The 21,797-nt window shown below is 40.8% G+C and carries 21 protein-coding genes; 17 read left to right on the forward strand and 4 right to left on the reverse strand.

Annotated features, from left to right (window positions below; all coding sequences use genetic code 11):
• Positions 1-2: 2 nt before the first annotated feature.
• The 15 genes from MN086_RS02225 to MN086_RS02295 all read left to right on the forward strand — a co-directional run bounded on the left by MN086_RS02225 (position 3) and on the right by MN086_RS02295 (position 16,178).
• Positions 3-920, forward strand: a complete 918-nt coding sequence (locus MN086_RS02225; RefSeq protein ID WP_248576435.1) for an MBL fold metallo-hydrolase — start codon at positions 3-5, stop codon at positions 918-920.
• On the forward strand, positions 917-1,684 hold the full coding sequence (locus tag MN086_RS02230) for a thioredoxin fold domain-containing protein (RefSeq protein WP_248576436.1): 768 nt from the start codon (positions 917-919) through the stop codon (positions 1,682-1,684). The genes MN086_RS02225 and MN086_RS02230 overlap by 4 nt, the downstream gene beginning before the upstream one ends.
• Positions 1,685-1,694: 10 nt before the next feature.
• Complete coding sequence (locus MN086_RS02235) at positions 1,695-2,132, forward strand: DsrE family protein (RefSeq protein ID WP_248576437.1); 438 nt, start codon at positions 1,695-1,697, stop codon at positions 2,130-2,132.
• Positions 2,133-2,207: 75 nt separating this feature from the next.
• Positions 2,208-3,185 (forward strand): DUF302 domain-containing protein, encoded by a 978-nt coding sequence (locus tag MN086_RS02240; RefSeq protein WP_248576438.1) that lies wholly within the window; start codon positions 2,208-2,210, stop codon positions 3,183-3,185.
• A 244-nt stretch (positions 3,186-3,429) separates the two neighbouring features.
• Positions 3,430-4,179 (forward strand): 4Fe-4S dicluster domain-containing protein, encoded by a 750-nt coding sequence (locus MN086_RS02245; protein WP_248576439.1) that lies wholly within the window; start codon positions 3,430-3,432, stop codon positions 4,177-4,179.
• Between the two features lies 1 nt (position 4,180).
• A complete protein-coding gene (gene nrfD, locus MN086_RS02250) occupies positions 4,181-5,131 on the forward strand; it encodes an NrfD/PsrC family molybdoenzyme membrane anchor subunit (RefSeq protein ID WP_248576440.1) in 951 nt (316 codons plus the stop codon).
• A 10-nt stretch (positions 5,132-5,141) separates the two neighbouring features.
• A complete protein-coding gene (locus MN086_RS02255; protein WP_248576441.1) occupies positions 5,142-8,471 on the forward strand; it encodes a molybdopterin-dependent oxidoreductase in 3,330 nt (1,109 codons plus the stop codon).
• Between the two features lie 146 nt (positions 8,472-8,617).
• Entirely contained in the window at positions 8,618-9,265 is a 648-nt protein-coding gene (locus tag MN086_RS02260) for a molecular chaperone (RefSeq protein WP_371875210.1), read from the forward strand.
• Between the two features lie 3 nt (positions 9,266-9,268).
• Positions 9,269-10,381 carry a 4Fe-4S binding protein gene (locus MN086_RS02265; protein WP_248576442.1) on the forward strand — a complete coding sequence of 371 codons (1,113 nt, stop codon included), beginning with the start codon at positions 9,269-9,271 and terminating at the stop codon, positions 10,379-10,381.
• A 2-nt stretch (positions 10,382-10,383) separates the two neighbouring features.
• Entirely contained in the window at positions 10,384-10,860 is a 477-nt protein-coding gene (locus MN086_RS02270) for a hypothetical protein (protein WP_248576443.1), read from the forward strand.
• Entirely contained in the window at positions 10,857-11,330 is a 474-nt protein-coding gene (locus MN086_RS02275) for a hypothetical protein (protein WP_248576444.1), read from the forward strand. The genes MN086_RS02270 and MN086_RS02275 overlap by 4 nt, the downstream gene beginning before the upstream one ends.
• Positions 11,331-11,391: 61 nt before the next feature.
• The gene (locus tag MN086_RS02280; protein ID WP_248576445.1) at positions 11,392-12,666 is read left to right on the forward strand and encodes a malic enzyme-like NAD(P)-binding protein; all 1,275 of its coding nucleotides are present in this window, start codon (positions 11,392-11,394) and stop codon (positions 12,664-12,666) included.
• 3 nt (positions 12,667-12,669) lie between these two features.
• Positions 12,670-14,091 carry a DUF2868 domain-containing protein gene (locus MN086_RS02285; RefSeq protein ID WP_248576446.1) on the forward strand — a complete coding sequence of 474 codons (1,422 nt, stop codon included), beginning with the start codon at positions 12,670-12,672 and terminating at the stop codon, positions 14,089-14,091.
• Positions 14,084-15,499, forward strand: coding sequence for a DUF3482 domain-containing protein (locus tag MN086_RS02290; RefSeq protein ID WP_248576447.1), 1,416 nt, complete (start codon positions 14,084-14,086; stop codon positions 15,497-15,499). The genes MN086_RS02285 and MN086_RS02290 overlap by 8 nt, the downstream gene beginning before the upstream one ends.
• On the forward strand, positions 15,492-16,178 hold the full coding sequence (locus MN086_RS02295; RefSeq protein ID WP_248576448.1) for a hypothetical protein: 687 nt from the start codon (positions 15,492-15,494) through the stop codon (positions 16,176-16,178). The genes MN086_RS02290 and MN086_RS02295 overlap by 8 nt, the downstream gene beginning before the upstream one ends.
• On the opposite strand, the gene MN086_RS02300 is transcribed toward MN086_RS02295, so the two are convergent.
• Genes MN086_RS02300 through MN086_RS02315 form a run of 4 tightly spaced genes read right to left on the reverse strand, consistent with a single transcriptional unit; the run spans position 16,171 to position 19,843 of the window.
• A complete protein-coding gene (locus tag MN086_RS02300) occupies positions 16,171-16,662 on the reverse strand; it encodes a phosphatidylglycerophosphatase A (RefSeq protein WP_248576449.1) in 492 nt (163 codons plus the stop codon). The two genes, MN086_RS02295 and MN086_RS02300, sit on opposite strands and share 8 nt — an antisense overlap.
• Positions 16,663-16,675: 13 nt before the next feature.
• The gene (locus MN086_RS02305) at positions 16,676-17,866 is read right to left on the reverse strand and encodes a sulfate adenylyltransferase (RefSeq protein WP_248576450.1); all 1,191 of its coding nucleotides are present in this window, start codon (positions 17,864-17,866) and stop codon (positions 16,676-16,678) included.
• The gene (locus tag MN086_RS02310; protein WP_248576451.1) at positions 17,844-18,725 is read right to left on the reverse strand and encodes a response regulator; all 882 of its coding nucleotides are present in this window, start codon (positions 18,723-18,725) and stop codon (positions 17,844-17,846) included. The genes MN086_RS02305 and MN086_RS02310 overlap by 23 nt, the downstream gene beginning before the upstream one ends.
• A complete protein-coding gene (locus tag MN086_RS02315) occupies positions 18,722-19,843 on the reverse strand; it encodes a bifunctional 2-C-methyl-D-erythritol 4-phosphate cytidylyltransferase/2-C-methyl-D-erythritol 2,4-cyclodiphosphate synthase (RefSeq protein WP_248576452.1) in 1,122 nt (373 codons plus the stop codon). The genes MN086_RS02310 and MN086_RS02315 overlap by 4 nt, the downstream gene beginning before the upstream one ends.
• Positions 19,844-20,056: 213 nt before the next feature.
• On the opposite strand from MN086_RS02315, the gene MN086_RS02320 reads away from it, so the two are divergent.
• Positions 20,057-21,238, forward strand: a complete 1,182-nt coding sequence (locus MN086_RS02320; protein WP_248576453.1) for an Mrp/NBP35 family ATP-binding protein — start codon at positions 20,057-20,059, stop codon at positions 21,236-21,238.
• A 175-nt stretch (positions 21,239-21,413) separates the two neighbouring features.
• The gene (locus MN086_RS02325; RefSeq protein WP_248576454.1) at positions 21,414-21,782 is read left to right on the forward strand and encodes a Fur family transcriptional regulator; all 369 of its coding nucleotides are present in this window, start codon (positions 21,414-21,416) and stop codon (positions 21,780-21,782) included.
• Positions 21,783-21,797: the final 15 nt, after the last annotated feature.

Raw genomic sequence — 21,797 nt, forward strand, 5'->3', positions numbered from 1 at the left:
GAATGAGGAGCATCATAGCACTATGTCTGTTTTTATGGACTGCTGAGGCGTACGAATATCATTTGACGCCTGTGAAGGTCTCTGAAGATGTACATTGCTTTTTTGGTGCACTCGAAAATATCACCAAGGAAAATGGTGGTAATATGGTTAATACATGTTTTGTCCAAACAAAACAAGGGTTTGTTGTCATAGACAGCGGCCCTACTTATGCATATGCCAAACAGGCATATACTCAGATGCAAAAGATCCAAAATCTCCCTGTAAAGTATGTGATTGATACACATGATCATGACGATCACTGGTTAGGTAATAGTTTTTATAAGAGCAAAGGCGCTTTGTTGATAGGTCCAAGGACGTATGAACAAAATGTAGTTATTGGTATGGAAACACGGATGCAGCGCAGTTTGGGCAGTGAAATTTACGGTAAGACGGAGATCGTAAACCTTGATACTGTTGTAGATCACAACCTCACACTTAATGTCGGTGGAAAGATCTTTGAAATTCAGCAATTGGTAGCAAAAGCACACACTCAGGGTGATCTGATCGTATACTTACCGGGTGAAAAAGTACTCTTTGCAGGAGATCTGGTGTTTAATGGGAGGTTGACTTCTATACGTGATGGTTCGATCATAGGTTCCATCAAGGCATTGGCAAAAATAGATGCACTGCATCCTCAGGTCATCATAGGCGGACACGGGTATCAAACTGATGCCAATGCTACCAAGGCACTTAAGGCCTACCTTCTTGAAATGAAAGAAGAGGTACTCGATGCACTGGATAATGATATTTCTATGGAAGAGATCACCAAAACAGTAACCATGCCCAAGTATAAGAAGATGAAACTTTATGATGTATTGCATAGCCGTAATGTCTTTGAAGCGTACCGGGAACTTGAAATGTATGATGAGGATGAAGAATGAGAATAGCTTTAGCTATGTTGTTATATTTACATGCACTCTATGCGATGGAAGGGAAGGAAGTGTATGAAAAAAAATGTGCTTCTTGTCATCAGGGCTATATCCCTATGTCTAAACTCAAAGAGAATTTTCAAGACTATAACAATACACTACTTAAGCTGACTGCTCCTACGTTAAACCAGCTCTCCTATAGATTGAAAAAGAGTATAGGAGATCCTAAAGGTGACAATGAGATACATCGTATGGAAGTGGCAGCATTTATCAGTGAGTATGTGTTGCACCCGGATAGCCAAAAAAGTCTCTGTTTAGACGAAGTGATGCAGTCTTTTCAAACCATGCCAAGTCTTGAAGGAAAGATCAGCGAAGATGAACTTGAAGCAGTAAGTACGTATATATACGACTTTGATGAGAAGGTTATAAAAGAACATAGTGTACGCTATGAAGGGTTTGAAAAAGCTCTGAAAAAGGCAAAGAATGAGCATAAAATCATCATGCTTAAAGTCATGACGAAAGATTGTTACTTCTGTAAAAAAATGGAGAGAGAGGTGATGGTGGAAAATGAGGTTGTAGCGTTGGTAGAAAAAGATTTTATCCCTGTCTCGATCGATATTTCTACTACGGAGCTTCCTTTAGGACTAAAAACGGAATTGACACCCAGTTTTATTTTTATAGACGAAAATGCTAAAGTGTTAATGAATATACCCGGAGCATGGAACAAAACGGATTTTCTTGAGATATTAAGAGAAGCCAAAAGAAAACAGAGGTAAAGGAGAAATAATGAAAAAAATATTGATATTATTCATATGTGTATTCAGTTTTACAACAGCAGAGACAGAGTTTGCCGAACCCAAACCAGCAATTGATAATCCTAGACAACTCGTATTTGGTATACCTAGCGGTGATCTCAAAGAGATAAACCGTATTTTAAGTACTGTCAATAATGTCATGAAGTTCTATAGACCGGAAAATACCGAAGTGGTGATCGTAGCCTATGGTCAGGGATTAAAGTCTTTACTGAAAAAAGGTGATGTCGAGGTACGAAAACGTATAGAAGCGCTCATGACCTATGATGTAGAGTTCATTGCGTGCGGAAATACTATGAGAACACTGCATATCGATAAAAAAGATCTGCTTGATGATATAGGTTTCGCAACTGCAGGTATCGTTGAGATCATAGAGAGACAGCTTCGGGGCTATACCTATGCCCAACCATGATTTAGCTTGAAACTTTTACATATTATTTACAGAAGATTGTTATATTACGGTATAAAAATCTAAAGGAAATAAAATATGAAATTGTTAGTTAAAGGGATGCTTTGTGCATCATTGATCGTTACGGGTGTAATAGCCCAAGAAACTGTAAAGGGTGCAGCTCAAGCACCTGCTGCTGTTAAAAGTACAGCTGCAGATATAGAGATATTCACTTCAGAAAATGCAGATGGGAAAATCACTCCGGCAAGCATAGAACAGGCATTTAAAGACGCAGGTTTTGTTATCTCAGCCAATAGGGATATGAATGGTCCTTTTGTGAAGCAGTTTAAAGAGTCAGGTTTTGATATCTATAATCTTTTTACATTGTACAAACCGGATACCGTTTTAGAACTGGTAAAAAAATATCCGAATGTGGGTCTTTTTGCTCCTATGAGTATGTCTATTTATACTAAAAAAGGTGAAAAAACGATCTCTGTCTCTTCTTTAACAGTAGAAGCGATGGCTAAGATCATGAAAACGCCAAGTGATGACAAAACCCTACATGACTTAAGAGCACTTGTCAAACAAACATTAAAAAAAGCAATGCCAAACGGTTCATTTGAAACATTACCATATGTGCAAACAGATCCAAAGGGTGAACTTGTTACGAATTTCACTATGGAGATGGATCCAGATGAGTGGGAAGATCAGTTAGAAGAGTTCAAAATGGGCTTTGAAGGTGAGCTTGCACCTAACGGATTTGTTATTGCCGGGCATAACAATTTAGGTGATGATTTTGAAGAATCTAACTATGAAGCATTTGATTTTTATGAAGTCTACTCTGTTTGTAAACTGCCGGTGATCTACACTATCGCTAAAACAAGACCGGAAGCAGGAGCCTATGCACCGTGTTCACTCTACCTTAGCAAGAAGAAAGATGAAGAAGAGATGAAGCTAGGATTCCCTTCTGTCTACAATTGGATGAGTTCTATGGCCATAGAGGATACAGAAGAGTTGGATGTGCTGGAAAAGGCACAGGCAGGCATGATCAAAATATTAACAGGGCTTACTGAGTAGTCTGACCATTGATGCTGAGATGCAACTAGTTTGATGAAATATAAATAGCAGATAGTGCTGATCAATTTTTTTTGATAAAAATGTTACATTTGCTACATTGAATTCAAAACGTAAAGTTTCTTTAAATAAATAACCATTTTTTAAAGCAAACTTTAATAGTATTAATCTAAGCATTTCCCTATGGTCTCATCGGATTAACGGGTACTTATAATTATTATAAGATAGCTAAATTTAAGGAGGAAGCATGAAATTAGGTTTCTTAGTTGACCTTAACCTATGTATGGGTTGTAAAGGTTGTGAGGTTGCTTGTAAAGTGGAAAATGAAGTTCCATTGAGTACTTGGCGTTTACGTGTAAAATATATTGATATCGGGACATTCCCGGATACTGCAAGATCTTTTACACCATTACGTTGTAACCATTGTGAAAACGCACCTTGTGAGCGTATCTGTCCGGTATCGGCATTACACTATTTAGAGAATGGTATTGTAAACGTTGACAGTGAGAGATGTATCGGTTGTGCTGGTTGTATGATGGCATGTCCTTATGGAGCGATCTATATGGACCCTGAAACAAATACAGCAGACAAATGTACTTACTGTGCGCACCGTATCGAGAGCGGTATGATGCCAGCATGTGTGGTTGCATGTCCTGTTGAAGCCAATATCTTTGGTGACCTTGATGATGACCATAGTCATATTTCACTGTATATTATGGAACATCAAGGTGGTGTACAAGTACGTAAACCAGAAAAACATACGAATCCGACACACTTCTATGTGGGTGGCGGTAACCAAACATTGAATCCTCTTGCACATCAGAGAATTGAAGGGTACAACCTATTTAACAATGTGACACACCTTGAACATGTTGGTGATCCAAACCATGGCGTTATAGATAGATTCCTTGCTCCATTTGTTGGACATGAAAAGACAGATAATAACAGTTTCTTAGATTTCGACAACACAGCACATGAACAAGAGGGAGGTCACTAATATGGTAGAAAGTTCAATTCACGCAACTCAAGCAGTTGTTACATTAGACGTCGCACTTCCAGGTATCATTTGGGGATGGATGATTACGCTTAATATGTGGGCAAAAAGTATTGGTACAGGTGTAATCTTCTTAGGTGCGTTCCTTCTTTATAGACATAAAAAAGAAGATATGCCAAACTTAAGATGGATCATGCCAGTGTTATCATTTGTATTTTTAAATATATTCTTACTCTTTACATTGACAGATCTTCACCAGCCGTACAGAATGGTAAATATTTTCTTACATCCACACTGGACATCAGCAATTACAGTTGGAGCATGGATGGCTTCATTGTTCCTCTTGCTTATTACTGTGATGTTGGTCATCGGTGTTGCAGACGCATTCCCAGGTCTTGGTGGTAAGAAATGTAAACTTACAGCAATGGCTAGAAATAACTCTGCTGTATATGAGAAGATCTTTCCATTTGTAGTATTTTTAGCTATTCCGGTGACACTTTATACTGCGATTATCATGGCAGAATCAAGTGCAAGAGAGTTATGGCAGGCACCTGCAGAAGTAATGCAAATGATGTGGGCAGCTCTTATGGCCGGTTCATCTGCACTTATTTTTGTATCAAACTCATGGACGAAAGAGGCTAGAAAAGATTTGGCTTTAATTCTTGCAATTGCTACATTCTTCTCTTTCATGATGTATATGGGTGAGTATTTCTTCTCATTCAAATCATCTGAAGCTGAAGCTACTCTTGCCTATGTACATGCTGGCGGTGAGTACAATATTGAGTTCTGGTTTGGTATGGTTCTAGGATTTATCATCCCGTTCTTTATCGCTATGGGCAATATGAAAAATGAGAATAAAACGCTGCTTAGATTTGCAGCTATATTGGCATTGGTTGGACTATACATGGCAAAAGATGTATGGCTTAAAATTCCACAAATGCTTCCGTTGAGTTAAGGAGAGATATATGACAAAATCAATGAATAATGAAAATCCTGCTTTTATCGAAAGCAGAAGAAGTTTCCTTAAAGGTACAGCATACTCTGTAGCAGGTGCGACGCTTGCAGCAGGTGTATTTAAAACTGTAGCTGATACGCCGGCAATGGCAGAAACGAAGTTCACACCTACTCCAAAGACACTTTCATTCTATCCGCCGTTGGAAGAGTGGGATAGCTTTACTGAGTTAAGTGGTGATGACTGGAAAAGAGGTGGTACAGGAAGACATGGTGTTCAGAGCGAAGATAATCCTGATGGGATCAAAGCAACTGAGTATATGCTCGTTCCTACATCATGTTCAAACTGTGAAGCATCATGTGGTCTGACTGCATGGGTTGACCTTTCAACCTATAAGGCTGGTGGACAACTTGCAGTACGTAAATATATGGGTAACCCGCTTCACTCTGGATCTCGCGGTAGAAACTGTGCAAAAGGGTATGCAACACAGTCACAAATGTATGATCCGGATAGAATTCCTTTCCCACTTAAAAGAGCGCCAGGTTCTAAAAGAGGTGAAGGTAAATGGGTAAGAACAACTTGGGATGAAGCGATGAAAGAGATCGGGCAAAAAATGCACGATACACTTAAAACAGGTGATGAGATCTCTAAAAAATCGATCATGTATCACGTTGGACGTCCAAATGAGAATGGTTTTGGTCACCGTGTACCGCACTCTATGGGAATCGATGGGTATGATTCTCATACAAACATCTGTTCTGCAGGTGCTAGACAAGGTACGATCCAGTGGACAAATGATGACAGAAACTCTCCGGATTGGTCAAATGCGAAGTTGATTTTCCTTCAGTCTTCTCACGCAGCGGATGCAGGACACTACTTCCAACAAGCAGCAGGTCGTATCGCTGAGGCACGTAAAAAAGGTGCAAAACTTGTTGTTATGGATCCACGTCTTTCAAACTCAGCTGGTATGGCAGACCTTTGGGTTCCATGTTGGCCAGGAACAGAGACAGCACTCTATCTCTATCTTGCAAACAGAATCTTAAATGAAAAAGGTATCAATGGAGAAGATCTAGTAAACCACAATTTCGTGAAGAATTGGGTAAACTGGGACCACCTCATGAAAGATAGAGAGTATCTTAACCTACTTGTAGAAAAAGGATACATCAAGTCTGTACCTGCAGGTAACTCTTATGAAGAGTTCATCGAAATGATCTCAGAGATGTATAGCCCTTATACACTTGACTTTGTTGCTGAAGAGTGTCGTATCGAAAAGCGTATCGTAGAAAAACTTTACGATATGTTCATTGATGCAGGTGCAAGAGTTGCAACATATATCTGGAGAGCAGGACCGATAGGTCACAAAGGTGGATGGATGATCGCTAGATCAGCATTCTTACCATTCGTTCTTCGTGGTGCTATGGCAGGGGATAAAGGTGGTGTTGGACTTCACCACTGGCATGTTATTTCTGTTAATGGTAAAGGAAATGCTGCAACTGTGGATGGTTCGGCGCCTGCAAAAGTTGACGTATGGAATGAGATCGCTTGGCCGCCTGAATATCCATTGAGTTCTTATGAAATGAGTCATATCATGCCTCACCTTCTTATGGATGACGAGTGGAGAAACAAGTGGAACGCTAAAGGACTTCAGGTTCCTGAAAAACTGGCTGTTTGGATCCCTCGTATGTATAACCCGGTTTGGATCAACCCGGATGGATTCAGATGGATCGAAGCGCTTAAAAGAGAAGATAAGATCGAAATGTCATTCAACCTTTCTCCGACTTGGTCTGAGACAAACTGGTACTGTGACTATATCTTGCCTGTAGGGCTTGCTGGTGAAAGACATGACCAGCACTCAGAAGCAACTGAACCGAAAAGATGGTTAAGTTTCCGTAACCCAGCACTTAGAGTTGCATTGGAAAAAATGGGTTGGAAGCCAAAAGATCCAACAAGAGCTACACTTGAAGCACACATTAAAGCAGGTCTTGGTGAAGTGTGGGAAGAGGTAGAGTTCTGGGCAAACATTATGACACATTATGTAGATCCGGATGGTTCATTGGGTATCAGAAAGCACTGGGCTTCAAAAGAAGACCCAAGCAGATGTGTGACGATCGCTGAGTGGTATCAAGCAGCGTTTGATAACTTGCCTAACCTTAGAAAAGCAGCAAAAGCAGCATACCCTGACTCTAAGTATCCAAACTATGAGATGATGAGAGACAGAGGTACATGGTTAGAAGAGGCTAATATCTATAAACCTCAAGAGAGACCACTGAAAAAAGTAGGTGATACATATATTGCGCATGGTCATGAGTATCATGAAAGTGAAGTCACTAAAGATGAGTTCGGTGTACTTCTTGCAACAGGGCATGATGGTAAAGAGACTGCAATTGGTGTAGAAGTAGACGGTGAACTGGTACAAGGTTTCCATACATTGACTAAAAAACTAGACTTCTACTGTGAGTGGTTCAAAGAGTGGAAATGGCCTGAGTACGCTATACCTATCTATCCGACAAATGCTGAAGATAGAAAGAAAATGACGCATGTTGTAACACAGGTTCACCATGACTTTATGCAAAAAGAGAATGAGTTTGCATTAAATACAGTCTTTAGATTACCGTACAACATTCACACACGTTCAGTGAACTCTAAGCACTTAATGGAGATCTCTCAAAACCATAACCCGGTATGGATCTATACTGAAGATGCGAAGAGACTTGGTATCAAAAGAGGGGATGCAGTGAAGGTAACGATCCAGGATACTGTATCTGGTCTTGAGTCAGGGTACTTCATCGCTATGGCTGTACCGACAGAAGCTACAATGCCTGGTGTACTTGCATGTTCACACCACGCAGGTAGATGGAAACTTAAAAATGCAGTTGAGATCCCTGGATTTGAGCATAAGCTAGGTGTTATGGGTCTTGGTGCACCGCTGTATGAAATGACTATGGATGGTAAAGAAGGAACACTGAAACCAACTGAAGGTCTTGATGACGGTATGCAGGCACGTAAAGATACATGGCAGTTTAAAGAGTATAACAAAGACCTTGACAACATTTGGTGGGATGGTCTTTCTGGTTCATGGCAAAATGCCGTAGCACCTTCACATCCAGATCCAATTGCGGGTAACCATGCATGGCACCAAAAAGTTGTGATGGAACTTGCAGGTAAAGATGATAAGATAGGTGATATTTATGTGAACTATGAGAACAACATGAAAGTGTATCAAGCATGGAGAGACAAATTAACACGTCCTCTTGACAGTACAGATACACTTAGACGTCCTCAACATATCAAACGTCCTTGTGTACCTTTGTCTGACAAAGCATACGCAGTAAAAATCAAGTAAGTTCACACTTACTGACATACTTCCAGGCATCTGCTTGGAAGTGTCTACATTATACGATTTCCCAGATAATTAATTCTCTTATCACTTATTTATCTTGAAAGTGGTATAGTGCCAAAATATTTAACATGAAAGCAGATATATAAAACATGGATTTAATGAAACAAGAGATAGAAAACCGTATCGCAATTTATGCTTTGATCTCACGATTGATGCTGGTAGAGGTAGATGAAACATTTTTGGAAAACATTGAAAAAGATGAAAGACTTTTATCTTTTTTTCCTAACTACAGGGATTGGTCTAAACGCAAGGAACTCTCAAGAAAAGACCTGATCGATCAATACTATAATGTCGACTTTACCAACCTCTTTTTAATGCACCTTGTACCGTATGAGAGTTTCTATACCAGAGATGATCAAATGATAGAAAGCGGTGGAGACAACCCTGTTGTTGAACTTTACAATGAGTTGGATTTTCGTGTGGAACTGGATGCTGCAAGGGTAGTGAGTGCAGATCATATTGGTGTGGAATTGGAATTTATGTATATGTTATGTGTTGCACTACAGAAGGCTTTGATCGCGGATGACAAAGACGGTATCTGTGAACTCCTTCAGGTACAACGAGCATTCTTAAAAGAACACCTTTTGGAGTGGGCACCGTTATTTCTTATCAATGCAAAACGTGAATCACGTACGCCGCTCTATCATGATGGTGCTGAACTGGCTTTAGAGTTCCTACTCAGTGATTTTGAATACGTGACAGAAAAATTAACAACATATTGTGGGGATGAAGCGTAGTTTATGGGGTTACATTTTGATGTGGGTGCGTGTGTAAGAGCGACAAGTAAATTTTCTCAGTGTACCAAGTGTGTGGATATCTGTCCGGACTCTATAAGCCTGGTAGACAATCTTCCTAGTTTCAGTGCGGCTACAGGTGTAGAAGCGGCTGCATGTGTGGGTATCTGTCCTACAGAAGCTTTTGCACTTTCGGATTTCTCTACGACAGAGTTCTTTTTTACTTTTTTAGAATCTAAAGTAAGACTCATCTCGCCAAAGTTCAATGTTCCTTGTATCTCTGTATTGAGTGTAGAACATTTGATCTCGTTGGCTTTGGCAAGCGAGGAGACGATCACGATAGATATGAGTTCTTATGATGAGGATTCCTTACTGTTTGAGCATATTGAAGATCGCATAGATGAGGCAAATTTCGTCTTATCGAGTTTTTCTACAAAACAACTAGCAACGAATCATGTCGAAGCAAAAGAATCAACAAAAGAGAGTGAGAGAGAAGATGAAGATGAAACTGTTTCAAGACGTTCTTTTTTAGGCAATGCTTCACTTGAAGGTGTGGTAAAACACAAAAAAGCATTTGATGATGCAGTAGATGAAGATGAATTGCAGCACTTTGAGATAGATGCTTCCGTCATAGCCAAGATCAAAGATAAAAATCTTCCAAATAAACGAAAGATACTCTTTACAACACTAAAACGTGCAGACGTTCCGGATGTGTTTGAGATACTTCCTGAAGAAGAGGTGAGTTTTACCTCTCAAAAGTTCGTGGATGAGAATTGTACCAACTGTCAGATATGTTATCGTATCTGTCCTACAGGGGCACTTTCATCTGACAATCGGTTCTCACTGATACACTTTGATGCAATGCTTTGCGTGAAGTGTCGCTTGTGCCATGACGTATGTGAACCTGATGCGATACAATTGCAAAGCGGATTTGAGATCAAAGAGTTCTTTGAACCTACACAAAGAACCCTTGCAACGTTTAATATCAAGCGCTGCAATGAGTGCGGTAACAACTTTACCTACACGGGAGGAGAACAGATGTGCCCGCGTTGTGCTGTGGAAGAAGAAGAAGCGATGTTTCTACATGAAAATGCCAAACGTATGAGAGGGGAGGAGTAGCTATGCAGCCCCATGAAATCAAACCTGACACAGGACTCTGTACGATCCTTGGATATAATGCACAAACAGGGTATATGAGAAAATACTTTAACAAGATCATGAAACGCAATGGTATCAATGCAACAGCCATTGCCCTGAACATTAAAGATGAACATTTTGATTTTACCATGGCAAATGTAGGGGAGTCAAAAGTGACGCAAATGATGATAGAAAAAGAGTTTGGCGAAAAGGCTGTGCACTATTGTGAAAGTCTGAACGAATGTGCTCAGAGAGAAGGACGTGTAGACTTTGTTGAAGTGAAAGATGGAAAGGTGCAGGGCTTTTGTCTGGATGATGAGGCCAAAGCACTTTATGAGAGACCGGAGTTCTTAGATGACCAGATCATTTTTGTAACAAAGATGATGCTTATAGCCCACAGATGGTTTGATGCCAAAATGAATGTGGATGATATTCCGCTACTAATAGGAGAGAAAGAATGAGAGACATAAACGACCTAAGAAAAGAGTTTGAAAACTTTAATGAGAAAAATTTCAATGGTAATCCGGCCTTTGGTCCTGATGGACAATGCGCTGCAGAAGAAGAGGTAGATCTTAAAGATTATCCTTCTTATACGGAAGCACTCTATGCGAAGCTTATCGCTCCGCATGTAAGCGGTATTTATATCTCAAGATGGGACATTAAAGATATCGCACTTGAAGCAGGTGATTCTATGGCCATCCATCCACGTAAACGTATGTTTGAGTTACTCATGAAGTTTGCAACGAGCAGAGAGAATATGCAGGCTGTACTTGATGCACTTGAAGCACACATGGAAGACAAAATCGCGATCTATACAGAGTGTATGACAAAGTTTCCTAACTCTGCAGAAGTCTTTCAGCCGAAGATAGACAAGGCCAGAAAAACGATGAAGCTTTTTCCTCAGATCATTGAAGAGTATTTCCCTGAATAACTAGAGTGGCCCTTATCATACTTTCAGTATAATAGATTATCTTGAAATCGTAAGGTAAACCATGTCTGAAATCAAAAAAGAAGAAGTACTCGCATACCATAAGCAAGGGAAGATAGGTATAGAGCTTACGAAACCCTGTGACACACAACATGAACTCTCACTTGCCTACACCCCCGGTGTAGCGATACCCTGTCTTGAAATAGCAAAGGATCAAAATCTCTCTTTTGAATATACCAATCGCTCTAATCTGGTTGCAGTGATCTCTGACGGTTCGGCTGTACTAGGACTGGGGAACATCGGACCTCTTGCATCCAAACCTGTCATGGAAGGGAAATCAGTACTGTTTAAAAAGTTTGCGGATGTAGATGCTTTTGATATAGAACTGGATGTGCACAGTGTAGATGAGATCATCACTGCATGTAAAGCAATTTCGCCTACTTTCGGTGGGATCAACCTTGAAGATATCAAAGCCCCTCAATGTTTTGAGATAGAAAAAAAGTTACAAGAAACACTGGATATCCCTGTGTTTCATGATGACCAGCATGGAACGGCTATCATTACGACTGCTGGATTGATGAATGTACTCGAACTGACAGGTAAAAAAGTCGATGAGATCAAAATAGTCGTCAACGGTGCAGGTGCTGCGGGTATCTCATGTGCAAAAATGTATAAGCGTCTGGGTGTCAAAAATATCGTGATGTGTGATAGTAAAGGGGTGCTTACCACAGAGAGAACAGACATGAATGTCTATAAAGCACCTTTTGCTATAGAAACAGATGCCAAGACACTCGATGATGCGATAGAGAATGCTGATATGTTTTTAGGTTTGAGTGTTGCAGGCGCATTGAGCAAGCAGATGGTAGCCAAAATGGCACCTGAGCCTATTATCTTTGCTTTAGCAAATCCGGTGCCTGAAATTTTACCTTCTGAAGTGAAAGAAGTACGTGATGATGCGATCATCGGAACAGGACGTTCTGACTATCCAAATCAGATCAACAATGTATTGGGGTTCCCTTTTATCTTCAGAGGTGCATTGGACATGCATGCAAAGAAGATCACAGAAGGTATGAAAATGGCAGCGGCTAAAGCACTTGCGGCTTTAGCGAAAGAGCCTGTACCTGACTATGTCAAGGCCGCCTATAAGAATGATACGATAGCCTATGGAAAAGAGCATATTATTCCTTTACCTTTTAACAAAGAAGCCTTGGTCTGGGTTGCTTCAGCTGTAGCAAAAACCGCCTTTGAAGAGGGAGTTGCACGGGTAGAACATTATGATCATGAGAGCTATAAAGAGCAATTACGATGTATTATTTATGGTTGTCCTGAGAACAAGTGATCCATGCATATAAAAACCTATGTAAATCTTTATGAACTATTGGCATTAGATCCTGCTACACGGGAAGAGAACCGTGCATTTGGTTTGACCCATGTGATGTTAAAAAACAAACCCATTGAACAACTTTTAGCATGGGTTGAGAAGCATCAATCCCGTCTGAAAAAACCGCTTTTATCCGACACTTTTTCCTCTTATCTCTACAGGGTCACGTTTGTACTTGTATTGATCGCATTTGCCTTGGGACTATTGTCCGGTGTGGCTCTGCTCTCTTACAGTGGAGATGAACCGGTCAATGTCATCTATTTTATGGCTGTCACTGTGTTTCTCCCGATCTTTACTATGCTGCTTACATTTTTTGCGATGTTTAGGACCAGGAGTGCTGAGAATGTTCTGATACACCTTTCGCCTGCTTTTTGGATGGAAAAGATAATGGGGGTTTTGCCCGGCAGAGCAGAAGAGCAGATCAAAGGGGTGAAGATAAACCCTTTACTTGCAAACTGGATCATCATTAAACGTTCACAGATCATTGTGTTGTTTTTTTCACTTGGGCTGCTCTTGGCACTTTTGGGTGTGATCGTGACTAAAGATATCGCCTTTGCATGGAGTACAACCCTGCATATCTCTCCTGAGGAATTTCAACGTTTTTTACATACGATAGCATTTCCATGGAGAGAATTTGCCGCGTCTGCCGTGCCGTCACTTGAACTCATAGAGCAAAGTCAATATTTCAGACTGGGTACTACGCTGGATGAAGAGATGATCGCACATGCATCCGATCTTGGAGAGTGGTGGAAGTTTTTGGCTCTTTCTACCCTGTGGTATGCCATTTTCTTACGTTTTTGTATATTCATCCTCGCTTCTTTTGGATTGAGAAGTGCCATCAAGAAATCGCTTTTCACGTTACATGGGACGGCACAACTCCTTAGAGAGATCAATGAACCTATCATCTCTACACATGCAGATAGAAATGAAAAGGTAGTGCTATCAGGAGATGGAAAGTATGGCCGGATCGTCAACACATTGGATGCCTCTTATGATGGGATACAAGGATGGGCCATACCGCATGATGCACTTTTGGTATTGGCTGAAAGTAGGAAGATCATTGCACCGGTACAATGTGAAGTCGGGGGTAGAAACACGCTTGAGGAAGATACGGAGATCATTTTTAAAAGTCATGGTGAAATACTTTTGTTTGTAAAGGCATGGGAGCCTCCGACAATGGATTTTGTAGATTATCTTAGTGAATTGACCCGCAGAGTTGATAAAGTGATAGTAGCACCCGTAGGCACGGCAGAAAATCATTATGAGGCATCCCCTAAAGCGCTGGATGTCTGGGAAAACAAACTTTCTATGCTTAGCGACAGGAAAGTGTGGTTAAAAAGATCCGGTACTGAAGCACCGGGCAAGGAGGCACACAATGCCTAGTCGTAGAGAGATCGATGTGTCCCACCCGACATTTGCAGTGGTGGGGCATCCGAACAAAGGGAAAAGTGCCATTGTCTCATCTTTAGCACTGGATGACTCTGTACAGATATCTGATATACCCGGGACCACCATAGAGAAACGCTCTTTCCCTTTAACGGTGGATGGAAAGATTTTATATGAACTGTATGACACACCTGGTTTTCAAAGGGCACGGAAGGTACTCGCTTGGCTGGAAAAACATGATGTCCCTGCAAATAAAAAACATGAAGTGGTAGAGGCATTTATTGATACGCATAAAGAGGATGAACGTTTTCATGATGAAATAGAACTTCTTGAACCTATCATGGAAGGGGCAGGTATCATTTATGTGGTAGACGGTTCCCAACCTTATGGAGAAGAGTACGAAACCGAGATGGAGATACTTCGCTGGACAGGGCAGCCCTCTATGGCACTGATCAACCATATTGATGAAACAGATTACAGTGAAGAGTGGAAGCGGGCACTGGAACATTATTTCAAGATGGTACGTACCTTTAATCCGATGCAGTCCGACTTTGGGCAGCATACCAGTATACTGGAGAGTATGGCCCAGATGAAAGAAGAGTGGATAGCCCCGCTCAAAGCATCGATCAAACTTTTTAAACAGTATCAGGAACAGATGCTTGAGCGCAGTGCGGCACACATTGCGAGATTGGTGTATGATGCTGTCAGTGCTGTGGAGATACTCTCTTTTGATACCCATGCGGCGAGTGATGAAGAGAGAGAAACAATTGAAACACGCTATAAAGACCGGTTACGTGATCTAGAAGTTGCAGCACAAAAGGACATAGAAGAGATCTGGAACCATGATCACCTTCAAAAAAAAGAGAAAGTCCTAACGTTTGAAGGGATGGATCTTTTTTCGGAAGAGACAGCTTCTGTGTTTGGATTGACACGTAAAGAACTACTTATGACAGGCGTCACCTCAGGTGCAGTCACGGGTGCGGGTATCGACCTACTGTTTGCAGGGCATACACTTCTTTTAGGTGGAGCCATAGGGGCATTGGTAGGTGGAACAGGTGCCTATTTCGGTTTCAACGAGCTTTCAGAGATAAAAGTCCTGGGGAAAACAATGGGTCGGCGCTATTTGGAGATGGGACCCATGGAGAATAGAAATTTTCCTTATATCTTACTGGGGCGTGCCATCTATCATACGATGAAGGTCGCACAAACTTCCCATGCCAAAAGAGAAGTGTTCGATATGGAAATGGATCAGACATTTAAAGAGAAATGGCTGGATGATACATCAAGAAAGTCCTTAGAAAAATACCATAAAAAATTTCGTTCAGGCGCTGCTCTTCAGCCAGGAGAACTCAAAGCGTATGAACTACTCATTCATCAACTATTAAAGCGTTTGATCGATGCCTGAAAAGGATCCTTTTCAACATTTACTTCAAGATCGCGATGAGGAAGAGCCGTCAGGATCCTCTTTGCACTCCAATACAGTGGCAAAGAGGGTCACATTAGGTATCTTTGTCGTATTTCTTCTGCTTTTCCCTCATTATGCACCATGGGAACCGGGTTATGAGCAGAGTGACTCTTGGGTACAGAGAATATTTACCCTTTATTTTTTTGTAGCAAATCAGACTTTGGGTATCGTGCATGAAGCAGGACATGGTGTCTGCTATATCTTACCTTGTCCAGAGTTTTTGACTATGGCCAATGGAACGCTCTTCCAGTTACTTTTTCCGGGATTGATCTCCTATTATTACTATCGAAGAGGCAAGCTCTTTGCTGCGCTGATCGCACTCTTTTTTGTGGGCTTCTCTCTCCAATACACTGCATGGTATCTCTCTACTGCCCACGAAGGACGTATACTCCCGGCACATAAATCCTTTTTAGGTGTCGATGCGATCCATGACTTTAACTATATGCTCAGTGCTATGGGGCTTTTGGCATATGAGTCTCTGATCGCAGGTTTCACAAGATTCATTGCCTATCTTATCATGCTTGCAGCGGTCATAGGAATGTTTTTTGAAGCGTTTCAAAATACGCATAAGAAAGGTGTAAAGAGGGGACGGCGTAGAGAAAAAAAGACTTTTAAATAAGTCTCTCGATCGCCATCAGTATCGCAGCACTTAAAAATCCACCGGCGATCCCGGCCAAGACATCATCGAGCATCACGCCAAGTCCGCCTTTAAGTTCTCTGTCTATCCAGCCTATGGTTGAGGGTTTCCAGATGTCAAAAAGACGGAATGCCGTAAAACTGAATATGAGTGCCAGGAGTTCGGCATAAGGGTAGTTCATGGTAACAGCGGTTGAATAGGCGATCATCAGGCTAAGCCACATACCTGCTGTTTCATCTATGACGATCTGCTGATGGTCATGGATCCCTGTAGCCTGTTCATATTTATTCACTTCAAAGATACCTATAACGGTAATGGCAAGCGTCAGCATAAAAAGTGTTTCTGTACCAAAGTAGTGAATCAGAGCCACGCCTACAGGAAGTGAAGCCAAGGAACCTACGGTACCGGGTGCTTTGGGGCTAAGTCCGGCACCAAAGAAGGTGAGAAAAAGTTTTTGTATTGTCATAAGATTCCTTCTTTTACGTCAGTGATGATGTTTGGTAGAGTTCAATGAGTTTCAGATAGAACTGTTCTTCACTCTGTTGTTCCAAGAGACCCGAACCCGGCATCAAAGAGTAATGCATCTCTTGAAGGTTTTCAAATCTATCGGGTAAAAGTGCTGCGAGTATATTTGCAGAGACCTCTTTTCTTACTAGGATAGAAGGGGGAATAAGCCCCGCCTGTATGAGTTTCATAATAGAGGCTGAGTCATAGTGTACATGGTGGTGTTGTCCATGGGGACAGGTCCGTGTGCTGACAAGTGTTTTACATGTATCACAATAGACAAGCTCATCGATGGTTTTGATCTCAATATTGATATCCTGGCATCGATCAAAGACAGAACTTAGACGGTTTTTATCATAATATAACCCCAGTCCACCATGGTTTTTACCTATGACCAGCTGGTTACATCCATAATTTTTTGCTAAAAGCGCATCCAAAATGAGTTCATTATAACCCGCAAAGATATAGGTGTTCTCAAATGGAATAATAAGGACCTTGTTGCGTGGTAAAAAGTTATCGACAAAAGTCGTGAGTGCATTATGGCGTATGTCATAACGAAGCCCTTCAGAAGTAAAAGGTTTTCGCAAAAAGATCACAAGAAGATCGGAATTGGTGATGGCTTCACGTATCATTCTTTCGTGTGCACGGTTCAAAGGGTTCGCTGCAAGCATCATCGATGAGATATGTTTGGCCCCTGTCTTTGTAATCATGTTTCTGATGCGCTTCATATTGTCTTGTATCAGTGGATAAGTGACAGTATACTCCCCGGATACAGCGATTTTACCTAGTCTCGATATGGTGTTTCTCACGCCCGGGTGTGTCGTGTCCGAAGTTCCATAGATATTCTGTAGACGCTGCGCAGGGTCTACCTCAAATGTCTCTTCCACTATCAGTTCACCCACGATATTCCCATCATTGATGAGTGAAACAATGTCATTTTTTTGTAGCGTCTGCAAGGTTTGATGATTTTTTTTACCCTGAGGTGCAAGTATAAAAGAGAAAGGAAAAGGTACGCCTTTGTACATTTTGGTCTCATCCACATTTTGGGCCTCTTCTTTATTCATCAGCTTCTCTACAGGAGAGATAAGCCCTGCCTTTACCAAGGCTAGGGTAGAAAGGGCCTCAGTATCTATATAGAGTGATTTATTTCTTTTTGAATAGGCCATATTTCTTCCTTTTCTCCCATAAACTTTTTCTTGAAATCCCTAACTTTTTAGAGAGTTCTGTATCTGGAAATTTGTATTGAAAACTGTTTACAATGAATTTGACATAGTCATCAATGGTCAAGATCTCATTTTGGTCATAGAGTTTAGAATCCGTATTGAGGGTAATGGTCTCAAAATCCGACTCCAATTCCGTGGTACTGCATAAAATGAAATCATACTCCTTAATCATATCCAGCAGCGCCTCTTTGTCTGTTTTCTTGAGTTGATGGATCTCGGTAATATAAAGCAGGGCAGAAGGACTGCTTTGTTGTATTTTTTCTTTCCAGTTCTTATCGCTTAAAGGGACAAAAGTAAGCAGCGTATTGGTTTCTTTTGCATGTTCAAAAACGACCTTGTCTACCAGTCTTTGATAGTTTGTCTCTATCACAAGCGGCGTAGTGATCTCTGAGATATCAAAGTCAGTTTCTATATCATGCAGAAGGTTTTGCATATACTCTTGGTAGAGAGAGGTCTGTTTCTTGAGGGACTGGTACTCTTTATAATGCTCTATCTTACGCATCAGGTCTTCTAACATAAATGGTTTAACGATGTAGTCTTTTGCCCCCAGCTTCAGTGGTTCTCCCACCGTATCATTATTGATATAGTTCACCATCAAAATAATGATCTTGTCCTTAAACTGTTTGATCAGCGGTGATGTGTTCTGTCCCGGTAAATTCGTCGAAAGCAGATAGGCATCACCCTGACTGTCCATAGCCTCTTTAATGGAACTATATATTTCAGTCTCATAGCCATTTTCGTTGAGTTTAGAGGCGATACTTTGCGCCAAATAGAGTTCATTTTCTACAATGATTATTTTCATGTGTTTTTCCAATTCAAATAAGTTAAGTTTGCTACGGCATGCACTGTCACACCTTCTTTTCGTCCTACAAAACCAAGTTTTTCCGCTGTGGTAGCTTTGATATTGACAAAGTTTTTTCTAACACCGAGTATGGAAGCAAGTGTTGTTCTCATCTCTTCCTTATATGGTAAAAGTTTGGGTGCTTCAGCCATGATAGTAAGATCTACATTGCCTATGCTATATCCAAAAGAGGTTATCTTTTTTACGGTGTCATGAAGCAAGACTTTAGAGTCTGCTCCGGCATAGGCCTCATCCGTATCCGGGTAAAGTTCACCGATATCACCCATGCCCGCAGCACCCAGTAGTGCATCTATCAGTGCATGGATGGCAACATCACCGTCACTGTGCGCCTTAAATCCATAGTCAACATCTATCTTTACACCGCATAAGAACATCTCTTTGTTTTTTTCAAAAGGATGTATGTCGATGCCAAAGCCGGTAAGTGTTTTGGTTGAAGGTGCCTGAATACACGAGAGTTTTTTCAGATCTTCAAGAGTTGTCAGTTTATGTGCATCTACTGAGCCCTCCACAAAATGTACCTTTTCTCCAAGAGAGGCGATCGCAGAACTGTCATCTGTGAATATCGTTTCAGTTTCGAGTGCTTTTTTGAGCATTTTTGTAACAGAGAGTTGAGGGGTTTGAATGATCTTTACCTTCTCCCTGTCTATGGGTGTACTATCGAGATAGAGTGTATCGGCTACAGGGAGTACAGGTACGATGCAGGCACCTTCCCCTTTCGCTTCCATGATGCGGACTATCATATCTGAAGGCACACAGCATCTGGCGATATCACTGACAAGTACATACTCTGAAGTTACCTTCTGAAGCGCATTGTTAAGTGATGCCTGCCTGCTGTCTCCCCCTTCTATATATGTAAAGGAAGCAAAATTTTTCATAAGACGTATCTCCTCTTGTGTCGATACGATGATGATCTGATCAAAAACGGCACTCTTTTCAAAGTGTTCGGCGACATGCAACCATAAGGGTGTATCCCCAGTATAGAGCCACTGTTTTTTCATCTTCATTTTAAATCGTGAGGAGCTTCCTGCACCTAAAAGTATCAAAGTAGTGTTTGACAAGTTTATTCCTAAATATCTATACCAAAGTATAGTGTGTATCAAATTGTAACGAATTATACTCATAGAACCCTTTTAGAACCCTTTAGTCAACATTATCGGACAAATTTACTCTTAATTACGATATTAGTCGATTTTTTCAATCTAATTTAAGATTCAAGTGGTATAACTCGTATATCAGTCACGAAATAAAAAATTAAGTTAGGAACAAAGAACATGACACAAGAAAATGTATTAGAAGCGTTGAAGAACGTAACATATCCGGGCTTCACGAAAGATATCGTAACATTCGGTTTTGTCAAAGATATCCTTATTGATGGAGATACTATAGGTTTGACAATAGATATTACATCATCGGCAGATGAGGTAAAAGCACAACTGAGACTTGACGCAACCAATGAACTCAATAAACTCGGGTTTAAAGATGTGAACATCAATATCACTGCACCAGAGGCACCAAAACAAATGTCTAACTCAGTCAGTGGTAAGAACATCGCACCGCATATCAAGAACTTTGTAATGGTAAGTTCAGGTAAAGGTGGTGTTGGTAAATCTACAACTTCTGTAAACATTGCAGTTGCTATGGCAATGCAAGGTAAAAAAGTAGGTCTTCTTGATGCGGATATTTATGGACCGAACATTCCTCGTATGATGGGTGTTGAAGATCAAAAACCAGAAATCCAGGGGAACAAAGCGGTGCCATTAAAAGCCTATGGTGTTGAGATCATGTCTATGGGTTCATTGATGGAGCCAGGAACATCTCTTATCTGGAGAGGTTCTATGATCATGAAGGCGATCGAGCAGTTCTTGAGAGATATTCTTTGGTCTGAACTGGATGTACTTGTGATCGATATGCCTCCAGGAACCGGTGATGCACAGCTTTCACTTGCACAAGCTGTACCTATCACTGCAGGTATCACAGTAACGACACCACAAGAGGTATCTCTTGATGACAGTAGACGTTCATTGGATATGTTCCAAAAACTACATATCCCAACTGCGGGTATCATTGAGAATATGAGTGGATTCATCTGTCCTTCATGTGATGCTGAGTCTGATATCTTTGGTATGGGTACAACAGAACCGGTTGCTAAAGAGTACGATACAAATGTGATTGCTCGTATCCCGATTGAACCAGCGATCAGAGTAGGTGGAGATACTGGTATGCCAGTAACATACCATAAACCAGATTCTGAAACGGCTAAGCGTTATCAGGAAGCTGCATCGAACCTTCTTGCATTTATCGATAAAGTTAATGCTGAAGGTTTAGCAGATAACTCTGGTGTACAGCCTACCACACCTCCAGGTGTAAGTGCTTGTAGTACAGGTGCTGGAGCTGCTTCTGCACCGGCAAAATCAGAAGGTGAAAGCTGCGGAACAGGCTGCGGCTGCCACTAAATCTTCACTTTTATGACCTCTTTGACCGAACTGCTTTGTTGCGTTCGGTCATAAATATTCAACTATACTCTCTCAATTCACTTATACAATTCAATCTAATCTATATTAAATACCATTTTAAATAATCTACTTGCAACTTAGTCGCATTTAATAAAGTTTCCGTTATACTCCCACCATGAAAATAGAAGAACTGATCAAAGATAAAAATATCAAGCTTACCACAGCAAGGGTAAAGCTTTTAGAGATATTAAAAGAAGCGGACAGACCTTTATGTTATGAAGAGATCAAAAATGATATCTCTATGGATAAAGCGACTTTCTATAGAAATATTTCCAAGTTTGAGGAAGAGGGCATATTGAATGCTTTTGAATCCAATGATAAAAAAAGATACTTTGAGGTCAGATTGAGTCCACATGCACATTTTGTTTGTGTAAAGTGTAATAGTGTAGAGTGTATTAAAAATATTGATATCACATTGCCAAATTATGAAATTAATAATGTAATTATCAACGGTACATGTCCATCATGTTTGGCGTCAGTGTAATCAGTAAATAGTTTA

This window comes from Sulfurovum sp. XGS-02, from assembly GCF_023213175.1.
In the GTDB taxonomy this organism is placed as follows: domain Bacteria; phylum Campylobacterota; class Campylobacteria; order Campylobacterales; family Sulfurovaceae; genus Sulfurovum.